Origin of the sequence: Pseudovibrio sp. JE062, assembly GCF_000156235.1 — a bacterium.
Taxonomy (GTDB): domain Bacteria; phylum Pseudomonadota; class Alphaproteobacteria; order Rhizobiales; family Stappiaceae; genus Pseudovibrio.
In genome coordinates this window covers 67,836-83,343 of record NZ_DS996808.1, presented here as the reverse complement: position 1 = coordinate 83,343, position 15,508 = coordinate 67,836, and the positions used below count along the sequence as shown (strand labels likewise).

General features: G+C 46.4%; 12 protein-coding genes. 11 read left to right on the top strand and 1 reads right to left on the bottom strand.

The window, feature by feature from the left end:
* Positions 1-10: 10 nt before the first annotated feature.
* The gene (gene uxaC / locus PJE062_RS10435; RefSeq protein ID WP_008549139.1) at positions 11-1,429 is read left to right on the top strand and encodes a glucuronate isomerase; all 1,419 of its coding nucleotides are present in this window, start codon (positions 11-13) and stop codon (positions 1,427-1,429) included.
* 16 nt (positions 1,430-1,445) lie between these two features.
* Complete coding sequence (locus tag PJE062_RS10430) at positions 1,446-2,429, top strand: sugar kinase (protein WP_157039131.1); 984 nt, start codon at positions 1,446-1,448, stop codon at positions 2,427-2,429.
* Positions 2,430-2,455: 26 nt separating this feature from the next.
* Here the strand turns inward: PJE062_RS10430 and PJE062_RS10425 are convergent, their stop codons facing one another.
* A complete protein-coding gene (locus PJE062_RS10425) occupies positions 2,456-3,760 on the bottom strand; it encodes a radical SAM/SPASM domain-containing protein (protein ID WP_008549369.1) in 1,305 nt (434 codons plus the stop codon).
* Positions 3,761-4,106: 346 nt separating this feature from the next.
* Between PJE062_RS10425 and PJE062_RS10420 the strand changes: the two genes are divergently transcribed.
* The 9 genes from PJE062_RS10420 (at position 4,107) to PJE062_RS26005 (ending at position 15,431) form a co-directional block, all read left to right on the top strand.
* A complete protein-coding gene (locus tag PJE062_RS10420) occupies positions 4,107-7,412 on the top strand; it encodes a glycosyltransferase (RefSeq protein WP_157039130.1) in 3,306 nt (1,101 codons plus the stop codon).
* Between the two features lie 343 nt (positions 7,413-7,755).
* Positions 7,756-8,271 (top strand): Hcp family type VI secretion system effector, encoded by a 516-nt coding sequence (locus PJE062_RS10415; RefSeq protein ID WP_008549198.1) that lies wholly within the window; start codon positions 7,756-7,758, stop codon positions 8,269-8,271.
* Between the two features lie 112 nt (positions 8,272-8,383).
* Complete coding sequence (locus PJE062_RS10410; RefSeq protein WP_037036605.1) at positions 8,384-8,680, top strand: hypothetical protein; 297 nt, start codon at positions 8,384-8,386, stop codon at positions 8,678-8,680.
* Positions 8,680-9,552 (top strand): hypothetical protein, encoded by an 873-nt coding sequence (locus PJE062_RS10405; RefSeq protein WP_037036603.1) that lies wholly within the window; start codon positions 8,680-8,682, stop codon positions 9,550-9,552. The genes PJE062_RS10410 and PJE062_RS10405 overlap by 1 nt, the downstream gene beginning before the upstream one ends.
* Complete coding sequence (locus PJE062_RS10400) at positions 9,552-10,046, top strand: hypothetical protein (RefSeq protein WP_008548912.1); 495 nt, start codon at positions 9,552-9,554, stop codon at positions 10,044-10,046. Before PJE062_RS10405 ends, PJE062_RS10400 begins: the two co-directional genes overlap by 1 nt.
* A 75-nt stretch (positions 10,047-10,121) precedes the next feature.
* Positions 10,122-12,332: a type VI secretion system tip protein VgrG gene (locus PJE062_RS10395; RefSeq protein ID WP_008549253.1), complete on the top strand. Its 2,211-nt coding sequence runs from the start codon at positions 10,122-10,124 to the stop codon at positions 12,330-12,332.
* 8 nt (positions 12,333-12,340) lie between these two features.
* Entirely contained in the window at positions 12,341-13,435 is a 1,095-nt protein-coding gene (locus tag PJE062_RS10390) for a DUF2169 domain-containing protein (RefSeq protein ID WP_008549132.1), read from the top strand.
* On the top strand, positions 13,435-14,754 hold the full coding sequence (locus PJE062_RS26010; protein ID WP_008549100.1) for a PAAR-like domain-containing protein: 1,320 nt from the start codon (positions 13,435-13,437) through the stop codon (positions 14,752-14,754). Before PJE062_RS10390 ends, PJE062_RS26010 begins: the two co-directional genes overlap by 1 nt.
* 8 nt (positions 14,755-14,762) lie before the next feature.
* Complete coding sequence (locus PJE062_RS26005; RefSeq protein ID WP_008549353.1) at positions 14,763-15,431, top strand: T6SS immunity protein Tdi1 domain-containing protein; 669 nt, start codon at positions 14,763-14,765, stop codon at positions 15,429-15,431.
* Positions 15,432-15,508: the final 77 nt, after the last annotated feature.

The window sequence follows — 15,508 nt, the reverse complement described above, 5'->3', positions numbered from 1 at the left end:
AAGTATCAAAATGACCACTTTTCTAACTGACGATTTCCTTCTGCATTCTGAAGTTGCACGCGAGCTTTATCATGACTTCGCTAAGGATATGCCGATCATTGATTACCATTGCCATCTGCCACCAGAGCAAGTTGCTGACGACTATCAGTTCGCAAATCTCGGAGAGATCTGGCTCAGAGGAGATCACTACAAATGGCGTGCTATGCGTGCCAATGGTGTTGAAGAGAAGTATTGCACTGGCAAAGACATATCTGACCGTGAAAAGTTCCAGAAATGGGCTGAAACTGTACCAGCAACCATCGGCAACCCGCTTTATCACTGGACACATTTGGAGCTACGCCGCCCCTTCGGAATTGATGATAGTTTGTTAAATGGCGCTACAGCTGAGAATATCTGGAACCGTGCAAATGAAATGCTGGCCTCACCAGAGTTTTCAGCACGCTCCATCATGAGAAAAATGAATGTACGCATGGTCGGTACAACTGACGATCCAATCGATGATCTGAGCGCGCATAAGAAAACAGCGGAAGACAATAGTTTTTCTGTTCGGATGAACCCATCCTGGCGCCCCGATAAGTCATTTCTGATCAACGCAACGGGCTATGTCGATTACATCACCAAGCTCTCTGAAGTGTCTGATACTGAAATCAATAGCTTTGCAGATTTGTGTGCTGCACTGTCTAAACGGCTAGACCACTTTGCAGCGCACGACTGCACAATCTCCGATCATGCTCTCGATACAGTTGTTTATGAAGAAGCTTCTGAAACCGAGCTCAACAACATCCTTTCAAACCGCCTTTCCGGTTCCTTCGTCAGTGAAAAAGAAGCCGCAGCGTTTATAACAGCTGTCCTGATCTATCTGGGCAAAGAATATGCGCACCGCGGTTGGGCCATGCAGTATCACATTGGTGCACTTCGCAATAACAGCTCCCGTATGTTGAGCCTGTTGGGACCAGATACTGGCTTCGACAGCATCAATGACGGCCTGATTGCGCAGCCACTCGGTAGACTGCTCAACAAGCTTGATGAAGAAGACGCTCTACCAAAAACAATCCTTTATGCGCTTAATCCAAGAGACAATGAAGTGCTTGCAACCATGTGCGGCAATTTCCAGGGTGGCGGGATTCCAGGCAAAATCCAATTTGGGTCTGGCTGGTGGTTTAACGACCAAAAGGACGGCATGTTACGTCAGATGGAGCAATTATCCCAACTTGGCCTGCTGTCACGTTTCATAGGAATGCTGACAGATAGTCGATCTTTCTTGTCGTACACCCGCCACGAGTACTTCCGCCGCATCCTCTGTAACATGATCGGCACCTGGGTGGTTGATGGCGAAGCACCAAAAGACATGGAGCTGCTTGGTGGCATGGTTCAGGATATCAGTTTCAACAATGCAAATCGCTATTTTGAACTGAACATCGCTCTCTAACACTGATACAGCCAACATGATCTCAGGCATCGTTGGCTGTTCAACTTCCCACTTTTTGCTGATGTTGCGTACAGGCCTCCCAATGTTAAATTTAAAAAGAAAATCCATCGCTTGCATTGGGGAATGCATGCTGGAACTTGCTCCAACAACGAACGGTTTGTTCAAACAGTCTTTTGCTGGAGACACCTTCAATACTGCAGTTTATCTGGCGCGTCAGTTCGGTGACGAACTGGATGTTTCCTTCATCACAGGTGTTGGATGTGACACATACAGTCAAAAAATGGTCGCTGCATTTGAAAGCGAAGGTATCCGCACGAATGCGCTTCAATGCATTGAGGGGCGTATGCCCGGCCTTTACATAATCGAAAACGATGCTTCTGGTGAGCGCTACTTCCAATATTGGCGCTCTGCATCTGCCGCCCGCCACATGTTTGATGGCTGGAACTCCGCAAGAATTGCAGAGCTATTGGTATCCTACGATAGCCTGTACCTCTCCGGTATATCGCTCGCCATTCTAGATGAGGCACAACGACACAATCTGATTGAAGCGCTGCATATTGTGAAACCACATAGCCTCATCGCCTACGACCCCAACTACCGGGCAGACCTGTGGCCTAATAATGACATTTGCCGTCAAGCCAACAAACAACTCGCAAAGCTAGCTGATATCGCGCTTGTCTCAAAGGAAGATCACATCACTCTTTGGGAGCAGACATCAAAAGATATGATCGCAACCACTTGGTCTTCATGGGGTTCAACAGAGGTCGTCGTAAAAGATGGCGGTAATGATTGCTTGATCTTGATGGACGGAGAGAAAGTCACCGTCTCCCCACAAAGCGGCATTATCCCAGTCGACACCACTGGAGCAGGAGACTCGTTTGCCGCAGGATATGTTGGTGCAAGATTGTTAGAGCGAACAACATCTGAAGCAGCGAAAGAGGCTCATTCCATCGCGGCTAATGTAGTTCAGTTTAAGGGGGCGCTCGCAAAAGGAGAGTAAAACCAAAAGCGCACTAAGTAACCCATTTAAATAGTTTTTTCCAAATCCAGCGCGGTTTTAAGTATGCTCTCTTGCGCCTTTCGTGTTTCAATAGAGTCTGTAAATTCTTTAAAATTGCAGTTCTTGCACACACCTTCTTTGGGCCTGAAACCCACCATTGCCCGACGCCAACTTGCAGCTTTCGATCCTGCATAAATCTCAAACAATGAAGTATCTTTACTCATTACACCTAGCTTGCATTGTCTATGCTCAGGCACATCTGATCTAACATTACAACAGGGCATTACTGACCCGTTGTAATCAATGTACATGTGATAGAAAGGCGAGCGACAAGGTGAAACTCGTGGGCTCTTACTATGGACTTCTACAGTACCTCCCCGATCACACCCATTTACGTCAAAATTCCGACCATACATCCGAAGTTTCATGTCTCGGTAAGGTGCTGCAACCTCTAACCAAGTATTTGGGATATCTTTGACATCATGTACTGACAATCCTAAATCAGAAACTCTTCTTTCTAGTTTTTGCCTAACTCTCCCATGATCATATTTTTCTTCATTGTTTAAATAGATCTGTACATTCAGAGATCGCAAACCTGCCTCATATAGCCGAGATAAATACTCTTCATGAAGATAATCTCCATTTGTATTTATATGCAAAATTGCTTTAGGCAGATAACTTCTTGCTTCTGCAAGTCTATCAACAATAGATTGATCAGCCAAAGGCTCATTATATCGACTAAAACTTATTCGTTTGTCGAAATCACATGATCTCAAATCTTCTAGGATCTTGATATAAGTCTCGTGTTTCATATGATGGTTTGCAGAACGACGATCATGAATGGCATTCGGGCAAAACCAACAAACACGGTTGCAATAAGAAAACACCTCGATTTCAACCATCTTTACAGTGGAAACAAAAAGCTCTCTTGCGAAGGCTAAATCCTTAACCTCTGAAAGATGCTCATCACGCATTTCCGTAGACAGTATAAAAGCTTGTTTTAATATGTTATTTGTCCGCTGAAGATTAGCTTTTTGCAACCTTTCTTTCATCACCTTACTACGAAGAACGCCAATCTCTTTACGGGCAGCTTTATATAAAACATCCAATTCTCCAAACTCATCCTCCCACTCTGATAACGCTTTCAAAAATTGCTTAGCTTCTTGAACAAGCAACTCACCTGAAAGCGGCGGTTGCTGATCGCCCAACTGTGAGTATTGAGCATATTTCACCAGCAAGTTGACTGCTTCTCTCTCAAGCTTACTTGTCTCATCTAGGTATGAAGGATCAGATATGCTTTGACTAATCTGGCTAAGAACATCGCTCGACATTTGAAAGTACTCCTCGCAGCATAAGGGCGTAAATTTGGAGTTCGTCTCAGCTTCCGAACGACATAGAACAGATAAAGCACTTCCTCTTAAGCCGAGTACTTAAGAATCTCACAATTCATTTTATATGCAACAATTGAAAATCATGTATTATTTTTTATATGCTCCAAGCACTCTGCAAATACTTACTATTTTTTGCCAGTCGCATTACTAAATACACCACTGCTGATTACCTGATTGCGCTCTGACTCTCCCTTATAGGCAAATTTAATTCATTCATTGCTTTAGCTCGCGGATTACCTCCAGATCAAAGGGCTTGGAAGCCGAAAACATAGCAGCTTTAATCACGATGTCCGAGATTAAGGGTGAACATCAGATGATACTTTTAGACAACACAGTTGTGCCTGGTGGAGCAGTAAAGATTGAAGTTCATAACGCACTTTCTTTACTCGGATATGATGTGTGCGTTTTTGGAGAGAAGCTCGTTGGAGAATTTTATATTCCATACAAACCTGACTTCTCTGATAATCATGTTAGCTTAGATCAAGACACTGTTTACTCCTTAGAGTATAAAGATTTTAACTTATGGGATCTGTGTAAAGGCAGCATTGGATACGAGTGCCCAGCATTTCTTGAAAGCTACTCAGATGAACTTCTTGCCGAAGTTGAACTAATATATTCTCGGGCAATGTCATGCATCGATGTATGCATAGATATCTATCGCAGAACGAGACCCAGCTGTGTCGTTGTTTGGGGGGGGATGCTAATTGAACCTCGAGTACTTCAAGCTCTAGCAAAACAAAACAACATTCCCGTCTATGCTATAGAATTTTCCTTTGACAAAAACAAAATTCACTTCGATGCAGCAGGACGCATTGGCAATGAGTTTTCCATTGTATCAGACTGGCCAAGGTTGAGTTCAAAAAATGACCAGCTTGCAGATCACGAAAAACATAAGGTTCAGAGCTGGATTTCAAATAATTACTCAGGAAAAGTCCGGAACCAACCCAAAAGTGAGCTTTCATCAAACACTATTTCTTTCATCTCATCTTTCAATAAGGCACCTCTGCTACTTCTTGGACAATGTTTCATTGACACTGTAGTCACCTATGACAATCCTCATTTTAAGAGTTCCTTAGAAGCTTACAGCAGAGTTATTGACGCCTGCGTTAAACTGCAACAGCCGCTAATCGTGAAGGCACACCCAGGAGATAAAACAGAGTACAAAAGGCGATTGAAAAATCTATGCGCTGGCCATGATGAAGTGCTGTTTATTGGAGATGAAAACAATGAGAACGTATATCGTTTAATGGACGCGTCCTCGGCAGGCATTGTAATTAACTCACAATCCGGCTTGGAAATGGCTGCAAAAGGAAAACGTATCTTCCTATTGGGAAAATCGTTTTACGAAATATTACCGAATTGTACTGCGCTAAAAAACTCAGATAGCTTGCAAAGTGAGTTATCTAGTTTTCTTAGTTTATCTCCTTTGGAGAGTAAGGATTTAGAAATTTGTCTATACTTTCTACATTACTTGCTTTTTGAGCTTCTAGTAGATATTTCCAAATCAAGTCTTGAAACTGCCAAGCAGATCAGCCCTAAACTATCAGATTTAACCTTTGACGCGAGCAAACGGCATTCACTGATAGCAACAACGCCAAAAATTGAAAAAAATAAGCAACTCAGGATTGTAATAGTACATCCTTCTCCTAGCTGGGGAGGTTCTGGGTACTATTTGCAGGATTTATCTGCAGAGTTGGTAAAGTTAGGACATAGAGTTCTGGTTTTATCTGAAGGCACCTGTATCCCAAATGATGAAGGTGTGCGATGGATGCGACTATCGTTCCAAGGACAGTTGTTGAGTGAAACCATAAAAAGCGCTGTCAATGAGTTGCAGCCAAATATTCTAGTTGAAGTAGGGGTAAGAACTAAACCAATTCGGGCTGCTCTTGAGATTATCATGCGCCACAATCCATTGGTTATAGTTCAAGGCGAGGACGACGAGTTTCAACCATTCAGTAAGTACTATCCAGAGCCAAACCCTTCCTTAATGGATAGCTTAGATAAACCTTTTCTATTCGACAAAGATATTGCTGAGTTCCTGAAATTTCTTGATCTCGATAACTTCATCAAAACTTTTTCAAGTCCATCGGCATACCGTTGGGTTGAACCATGTTTGCGATCTTTAATGTATCATTCTGCTGATCGGTTTAGTGCAATTTGGTATCCCATGCAGGAAAGACTTGAGGGGAAATTTCATAAGCCTTGTGATCTTTTGCCGCCTGTCCTCAGAATGGAAAACTTTGATTTATCTCCAGTTTCGGAAGAGGTCCGTAAAAGAAAACTGGAGTTGCTCAAAATACCCGAGGACAGCATCGTATATTTTGTAAACGGAACTGTATACCGGTACTCTGAAGAGTATCAATTATTTATTCGATCAATGATAAAACTTCAGAAATATAGCCCTAAACCGATTGCATTACTGGTTTGCGGAAATGAAGGAGACACAAACCTTGAGGGCAAGATCAAGCACTTCAAATCATTAGGGCGTCTTGGTGACAGAGAGTACATTAACTATATAAAAATTAGTGATGTAATATGTGCCCCTGGAGTTCCAGACACCTTCAATAAGTATCGATTATCTTCCCGATTACTTAAGGGCATGGTTTTTGCTAAGCCCATATTTACTTTCAAAACGGGGTTTGCTGAATTACTTCATGATAACGAAGACGGGTTTTTCACTCACACATCAGATCCTGATGAATGGTTTCAGGTTTTGAAAAAAACCCTCAACCCAAACCTGAGAAGTCAAGTTGGAAAAAGCGGCTTTTCATTAGTTGAAAAGCACTTTTTGGCCGGTAACGTTGCGAAGAAACTGGAGCAACAATGGGTTAAGTCGCTTGCGGAAAAGAAATCCCGACTTAATCCGAAATATTCTAGATTAATATCTCCCAGCACAATGCATTCAACTTATGAATATATATACAACACTCATGTTCCTATACAGCAGAGGGTCTTGGGAGGTATAAAAATAAATTTCAATCGATTTGGGATATTTGAGAAACTAAACCGGTTTTGCATTCTAGGCCTCGGAATGGAGAGATCGTCAGAGAAGATCAAATCCTTCCACTACTGCAGTGGCTTTTCTATTCCTATTGAAAGAAATGCATCAAAGATAACTTTGCAGTTTAAATACGAACCAGGCAATGTGGATGATAAGTGCGAGTTCTACATTTATGATGCTGAAGGGCTTCTGGAACCCAAAATAGAAAAGCAAGGAACCTTGTTGAGCATAGAAATACACTCCAAGTATTCAGATTTTATAATTTTCAAGCCACGTTATAAGAAGCAGATGAATGGCAGGAAGTATTTTTATGAACTTCTTAATATAGATATAGATGGAATTATCGGAGAACACTCCAAAGCAGACGCAGCCATAGAAAGTATAAAAGAACCAAAGAATACCATACATACAAATATCATTAGAAATACAGACTGGAGACGTCAGTATATTTGCCCAATTGCTACGCCAATCGTCAGAAAAATTGGTGGAGAAAGCGCCGTGACTGCTTATCTAGCAGATCCAGTCATATTTTTTCGTAACCTGAAGAATCCATATCATCGAGCTATTGGCAGAATACTTCATCCTCGATAGTTGAATACCATACTTGCCTCGAGAAAGGATGAAAAACCGACCTGGATAGTATCCTTTGAAGAAAACGGAAACTTAGCAAAGAACCATTTTCGGCTCAGCTTAGGCCAAAAACGGTCTAACGAAGCCTTTAATGGACACTGGACATAGACGGATCCGCAAACCATATTTTAGAATATATCCCAATATATCAAGTAGATAGGACTTTGAAATTAATTTATAAAAGCTCCAGTTGTGATTGGCACATAAATTGCTGATGTGTTGGCAAGCGTCCGCTGAGTGAGGAATGGCGGGGCTGCCCATTTTTATTGAATGGGGTTTATTCATTGATTTTAAGGAGCATGTAATGCCAACTCCCGCTTATATCAGCATTGAAGGGTCAACCCAGGGTCCAATTACTCAAGGTGCGTTCACCGAGGATTCAGTCGGTAACGTATGGCAGGAAGGCCATGAAGATGAAATCATGGTGCAGCAGATTGATCATACAGTTATCATTCCGCGTGACCCACAATCCGGTCAGCCTGCAGGTCAGCGTGTGCATACACCATTCAAATTCACTTGCTCCATGAACAAGTCCATCCCTCTGCTGTACAACGCCCTGTGCACTGGTGAGATGCTGCCAAAGTGTGAAGTGAAATGGTATCGCACCAACTCTTCCGGCAAGCAGGAGCACTTCTTCACCACCACTTTGGAAGATGCACTGGTCACCAACATCGAGTGTGATCTGCCGCATTGTCAGGATCCAAAAAACGCTGACTTCACTCAGCTTCTGACCATTGAGCTTTCCTACCGCAAGATCATGTGGGAACACACCGTCTCCGGCACTTCCGGTGCTGACGACTGGCGTGCACCAGCAGCCTAACGCTGTTTTCCAAATGGTATGAGGTCAGATCCGGGTCAGCTTTGACCCGGACACTGCCTTTGGGTGAAGTTTACATGGGGCGATCTGAAGATCGGCTCTGCGGAGTTCCAGTATGCGGTTTGTCTCAGGCAAAACCTCCAGAAAACGTGGCTACCTTTCCAGTTTCTTTCGCAACCTGTTGTGGCGACATCGGAAAGTTGAAGCAAGCGCAGAGGACGCCCCTAAACAGAGCGACCCGGCTGGAACGGCTCATGTGGTTCTGGCAGGTCGGGACCGACCAAAACGCAGTGCAGACGTTATGAATGAAGATCTGTCTGATGAGCTGGAGATCCGCGGCTTTCTGGATCAGTTTCCCGGTCATCACCTGATGGTCAAGCCAGGAGATAAGCCTCATAAGGAGATATTCTGATGGTCTATCCGCTGGCAGAGCAAAGACTGGCAGAAGAGCGATTAAATCAGCGGCAGGAAGAAGCTGTTGTGCTGGACATGACGCTCTTTGCGCAGGTCGTTGTCGATACTCATAAGAGTCTGGGTGCGACAACAGGTGGCGCGCTGGATTTGGCAAGTCTGCCGGTGCTCTTGAGAGACCTGAAAGGCGGACAGGCACTTCTGAAAGAGATCGGCCTGAATGGACGCTATTATACCAAGGCTGTCAACGGCAATACCTATGTGGTTTTCAAGGGCTACTCCGCTTTGCGAGAGACTTTGAAAGGCACACGATACCTGTCTACCTCCCCAAAGGTCGTCGCTTTTGGAGTGGGGCCGGAGGCGCTTAAATCTGCCGGCAGGTCCAATGCGATCATAATGATCACCTGTTATGTGGTGCTGGATGTGATGACGTTCATCATGAGCGATGAGCAGCTCTATCACGAACTGTTTGCCAATATTATCACTGATGTTGCGATTGGAACGGTCGCCATGGCTGCGGGAACACTCGCGGCCGGCATGTTGGCCGGAATTACTGTGATTGCTCTTCCTGCGATAGGGGTTACCGCCGGCGCGATTGCTGTTGGCATGCTTGTGGGCGTGGCCCTAACCGAGATTGATAAGGCTTTCGGGCTTCGTGAGAAACTTGGCGACGCGCTGTACTGGACAGGTAAAGCCGTGGCCCATGGTATCCAAAAGACTGGAGAAGTCATTCAAGCTGCTCACATTTCCATGCGCCAGAAAGTTGAAGAGTTTGAACGCCGCAGCAACAGTTTCCTGTATCGGCTGGAACGCGAGATGATCTGGCATCTGGGTGGCCCGGATCTGTATCACCAGATCTACCGGAGGTACTAATGTTTGATTGGTGCTTCGACCGTATTGACAGATCTGCAAGGTGGCTTGTTGCCGATATCAAACGCACACATGCTGCAATGTTTTTGATTGATTGCCTCGTGGTGATCCTTTGCTGGATCATCCTCACCGACATTTACGTCTTGTACGGGCAGTCTCAAGAGCTTCTGTCTGTTCCTAGAGGGAAAAAACAATGGGTTCTGGCAGGCCTCTGCTTTCCAATGATCCATTATGCCCTCACCCCCTGGGGCCAACGTTGGATCAAACGATCTGCCCAAAGCTTCTCAGTTGCAATCCTGGTGGTTTCCATTGGAGGGGCGTTTCTAGGTTTCGCTCTTACTGATCATGCACGCACACAAGCCGTTCTCGCAGGCTACCAAAGCTGCGACCAAACCTTTTTGGAAGACTTCCGTCGTGACGACGAAACACTGGTAGCCCCTGGCGTGCTGTGCCCCCCAACACCTTCCAATGGGAAACCCTATCCACCTCCAGACTAGGGGCCCACACACTCTTCTCAACCACCGTTTTTCTTTTGCAAGTGCTTTGTTTTTCTTTTTGCCAGTGAGATTGTTATGAATGCGATTGTTCAAATTCCCCAGCTCTATCAAGATCAAGATCTGGCTTTTACGTTTTCAGCTCCTGCTGATCCAGATACTGAGTTGCTGGTTACAGGCTTCTCGGCCTCTGAGCGCCTGAATGGTCTTACGCAGATCCATATTGAGCTAGCCAGCCCCAACAATGCCTTGGATTTGCATGCACTGCTGGACACCCCAGCAACGCTGACAATCCATCATAAATACGAGGGCCTGCGGCATCTGTCCGGCGTAGTTTCTGAGATTGCCCGCGGCAACGAAGGTCATCATCGCACCAGTTACTCGCTCACGCTGCTTCCCAGCTTACATCGTATGGCACATGGTTCTGATTGCCGTATTTTTCAGAAAAAGAGCGTCCCTGAGATCGCCAAGATTTTGCTGAAAGAGCATGGAGTAGAAGACGTAAAGTGGAACCTCACTGAGCCGCATGAAGCTCGGGAATATTGCGTTCAATATCGCGAAAGTCATCTGGGGTTTCTGGATCGCATTACCGCTGAAGAAGGCATCTGGTATTTCTTTACCTATGGCACCAACGGTCAGCACACGCTACATTTCATAGATAATCCGCAGATCGTCTCCGAGCTGCCGGATCAGCCCTCGCTGGAGTACAACAGCACTGTTGGGGGAGCGGTCAAAGGTGTTTATTGCAACAGCTTTGTCCTGCGAGAGCAGCTCAGAGCCACCAGCTTCATGCAGCGCGACTACACCTTCAAAAACCCGCCTTATAATCAGCAGCATGCTCATCAGCGTGGAGAAGACAACGGCTCTGCAGGAGATTACGCGCTCTATGAGTATCCTGGTCGCTACAAAGCCGATGGTGTGGGCAAGCCGTTTACAAAACACCGGCTGGAAGCGGCCCGTGTAGAGGCAACCACAGGACAAGGAGCAACCAACGCCATTCATCTGATGGCTGGCCATCAGTTCGCTCTCACCGACCACCCAAATGGCCAGTACAACATCAAGTATCACCTGCTTGCAGTCTCCCATCAAGGCAGCCAACCGCAAGCTGTGGGAGAAGAAGCAGGCGCAGGCGCAACCACCTACAGCGCCGGGTTTGAAGTGATGCCAGCCCGTTTGCCATACCGACCTAAGCTAAGCGCAAAACCACTCGTAGATGGACCGCAAATTGCGCATGTGACAGGCCCAGAAGGTGAAGAAATTTACTGCGATGAACATGGCCGCGTGAAGGTCTGGTTCCCGTGGGATCGGCACGGCAAAAAGAACGACACCTCCTCCTGCTGGATCCGCGTCGCCTCCAATTGGGCCGGCGCCAGCTGGGGCCACATCGCCATCCCCCGCATCGGCCACGAAGTCATCGTCGATTTTCTGGAAGGAGACCCCGACCAACCGATCATCACCGGCAGAACCTACCACGCCAACAACAAGTCCCCTTATCAGCTGCCAGACCATAAAACCAAAATGGTGATCAGGTCTGATAGTCATAAAGAAGAAGGCTACAACGAAATTTCGTTTGAAGATGAGGCTGGAAAGCAAAACATCTTCACACACGCCCAAAAAGACCAGACCATCAAGGTGCTCAACAACCGTGCCAAACGCATTGAGAACAACCAAATCGAAAGCGTTGGCTCCAACAAGAGCATCGAGATTGGGGGCAATCATCAGGAGAAAATTGGTGGTTCCATGAACTTCACAGTTGGCGGTGGGACTGGCGGTGCACTACTCGGCATGCTGGGCGGCATCGTGGCTGCAGGTGGCGCAGATGCGCAGGCAGGCTCAGCGCGGATGGGTAATGGTGAGGTCACAGGGTTTTCTGGTGCGGTCGCTGCGGTAGGAGCTGCTGCTGAGGCTGCATCCCTTGGAGCAAACGGTAGCTTTAATGGCGCTGGTAATCACTTTCTAGATGCAGGTAAAGATCAGCAGGGAACGGCAAGTTTTTTGGGAGGGTTACTTTCAAGCCTCATGCCTGTGTCCGGCATTGTAAACACAATCATTGAGAAATTTCGCTCAGAGACAATCGGAATCGCTGAGACCAAGCAGATCGGTGCATTCAAGAATACTAGCGTGGGCCACACCTATACCATCAATGTTGCCGAAGAACTGGTAATTACAGTCGGCAAGTCCCGTTTTATTATGAAGAAGGACGGATCGGTCCGGCTTCTGGGCGACAACCTCAACATTACCATGAGCGGCGCCGTTCAAATCAATGGCAAAACCATCGATTTGAATTGAGGCCTGCCATGAAACTGATCAATCCCTATCCAACCCCGGCTTTTGCCTTTCAGCAATATAACAACCGAGCAGAGCTTCTTGCCGTTATCACCGCCAAAGCAACCTATGAGATCGTCGATGGCAACAGCCTGCGTTTTATGGAAGAGCAGCCTGATATTGCGTTAAAAGATCAATATACAGGACCTGAAGCCCCCCCCGCACATCTGGTTCAGCAAGCTGATTTTATACCCTATAAGCCTGGAACGGACCTAACGATCCTAGCTCGTTCTTATTCACCATCAGGCAAACCTGAAAGCAGCTGGCTGACTGGCATTAGAGTGGGAGAAAAAGAGCATGCGCTGCGGGTATACGGCCCTCGCTTCTGGGAGCCTGTTGAAGGTCAACATGATTGGGAGATGGGAGAGGCTGAACCAGTATCGCACGTTCCGCTGAGTTATTATCAGGCGTTTGGTGGTTTGATCCCGCGAGATGATGAAGCCGCAGAAGGCCTCCAAGATTGCCATCGTTACAATCCTCTTGGACCTGGCGTTCTTTTACAAGAACATTGTTCATCAGGCATACGATTTACAGCACCACAGGTTGAAGCTATTGATGACCCAATCATAGATTGGTGCAAGGATTATGAACCAAAAGGTTTTGCTCCCATTGCTCCTGTCTGGCGATTTCGCGAGCAATATACCGGTACCTATGATGAGACCTGGCTGGAAACACGGCATCCGTTTCTGCCACCCGACTTTGATTACCGTTTTTACAACTGCGCTCATCCGGATCTGATCTTCACGCCTTATCTGCAAGGCGATGAGGCGATTCAATTAGTGAATCTGCATCCCGTACACAAAAACATAACGCTCACGCTTCCGGCATTGAAAATGGAGGCAACAGCCACTTTCGAAGATGGTGTCAGCTCTTCTCAAACCCTCCATCTGGATGGCCTTCATTTCGATTTACTGCAGAAGGGCTTGCCGCGCCTTTGCATGACCTGGCGCACAACCTTCGCATGGCAAAGCGGTGTGAGCGAAATCGCGCTTGACACCACACGACGCGTAAAGGCTGAAAGGTCCATTCAGCCCACACCCTCTGCTGAACAAAGGAAGCTGGCCTGATGAGTAAAACTCCACCAGATGCCTACTGGACCTCAACGCCCAAGGAAGGCATTCGCGACAATGGCACACCGCTGATCTATTCTACCACACCGGACGTTTGTAAGACGCCAATCGGCTCATCAACACCGCCCATTCCTTACTCCATCACCTCTAACCCTGCAGATGATGCCTCGTATACCGGCTCGGTAAAGTTCACTAAGCAAAAGGTGATGGTACTGCGATCCAACACCACGTGTTGTACAGGTGATGAACCCGGATCTGCCAAAGGTGTAAAGTCTGGAACGGTGACAGACATTTGTGAGCCTATTGACCATTCAAGCACCGTGCGTGCCGAAGGCTCTTACATCATCCGCCACGGCGACAAGTTCCACATGAATAAGAAAAACACTGTGGGTCTTGTTAGCTGGGTCGAAGACACCACTGCCCATGGCAACCAGCATATCAAGGTAGCGCAGGCAGGTTCAGCAACAATGACTGATGCGGCACCACCGAGAGAGAGTGCTGCGAGCTGGGGAGCTAGGCAAGCTGGCAAGTTTGTCAGAAGACCAAATCCGCTTGGGGCCGCTATTCAAGGAATGAGCACAGCTGTTGAAGGTATAAAACGCTACAAGGATTTAGTGGATCAGGGCCCACCCATTACTGATACATTTGGAAACCCAACAAGTTCGGAGAAAATTAAGCGCCAGTTGATGGAACAAATGGGTGTTTCCAGCGATGAAGAGTTAAAAGAACTCATCAAACAGGCTGAAACAGCTGACGAAAACAAAGAAAAAGAGGAAAAAGAAGAAGGCACAGCTACAGCTGCATCAAATGTCCGGGTGACAGCCAAAAAAGTATTTGAGGTGGAGTGTTTCAACAAACCCGATCATCTGGATGATGATGAGTTCAAGCGCCAGCTCGATGAGCAAGAAGATGAGATCAACAATACAAGTGCTGATAAGCTGGTAGAACGCAGGCAAGCTATTCGTGATGCAGGTGGGACGAAAGGTGTACGTGATCATAAAGCGCAGCAAGATGCACGAGAAAAGCATCTTCGGGACCGGATGCTAGAGTTACGTGAACAGCAGGGCTTGTCTCGATCGGAAGCCAAGCAGATTGCAATGAAAGAACTTAAGAAGTTGGCGGCAACGCACACATTAGACATCATTGCTGGCGGAGATCCGAGTAACATAAGCGGTATGGGTAACCGATCAACCAACTCTTCACTAGGAGCTCAATGGAAAGGACGGCGCTCACAGTCTCTTGAAGATGAAGCAAAAAGAATGCAGAAGGATGGAAAAGGCAAAGAAAAAATGAACGTCAAGTTAGAAAAGTGTTGAGGTGCAATATGCTGTCTGAAGATTTTGAGTCGTTGTTTGAAGATATTGATAGGCCAAGGGAATTCAGAAAAATTCAATCATCAGAAGCTAAGTCATTAAAAGAGAGCGTGCCTGATGATTTGTTTGAATACTTTACCGTTTACGGCAGATCCATTCTGTTCGAAGGGCGATACCAAACCTGCCACCCTGACGATATGAGAGGCGTATTGTCTCTCATTTTTAGAGCTGACAAAGATTTTACGCATAAAAACTGCCATGCGTTCCTCTTTAGCTCCTTCGGTGAGATATCCTTTTGGCACCAAGAGCATGGATATGGAAGCGTTAACTTACTTTCAGGCGAGGTAATTTGCAGGTCATTTACAAAGAAAACCGTACGAGGCCCTGGTTTTCTTAAGACCTTTATCGTGGGTTTTGCATCTGAAACGTTTGAATACGATTTCTACGACACTAATGACAGACCTCTGTTCTCTCGCGCTCGTAGGAAGCTGGGTGAGATCGGTATCGGTGAATGCTATGGCTTTGTGCCTGCACTTGGGCTTGGCGGCGTGCCGGAGCTGGAGACATTGAAGAAGCTGAAAGCACCAGAACATTTCGCCATTCTGGCTCAGCTCATCGACTTCCAGCTCATTGATGTCCAAGGCTACGGTAAATCTGTGGTAGTGCGTGAAATCGGCTAGTGCAATCGGAGGTAATGATAGGCACCCCCCTCGCAATTAATTGCTTTTACTTCAGATTTTCTGTTCAACTCACAAGC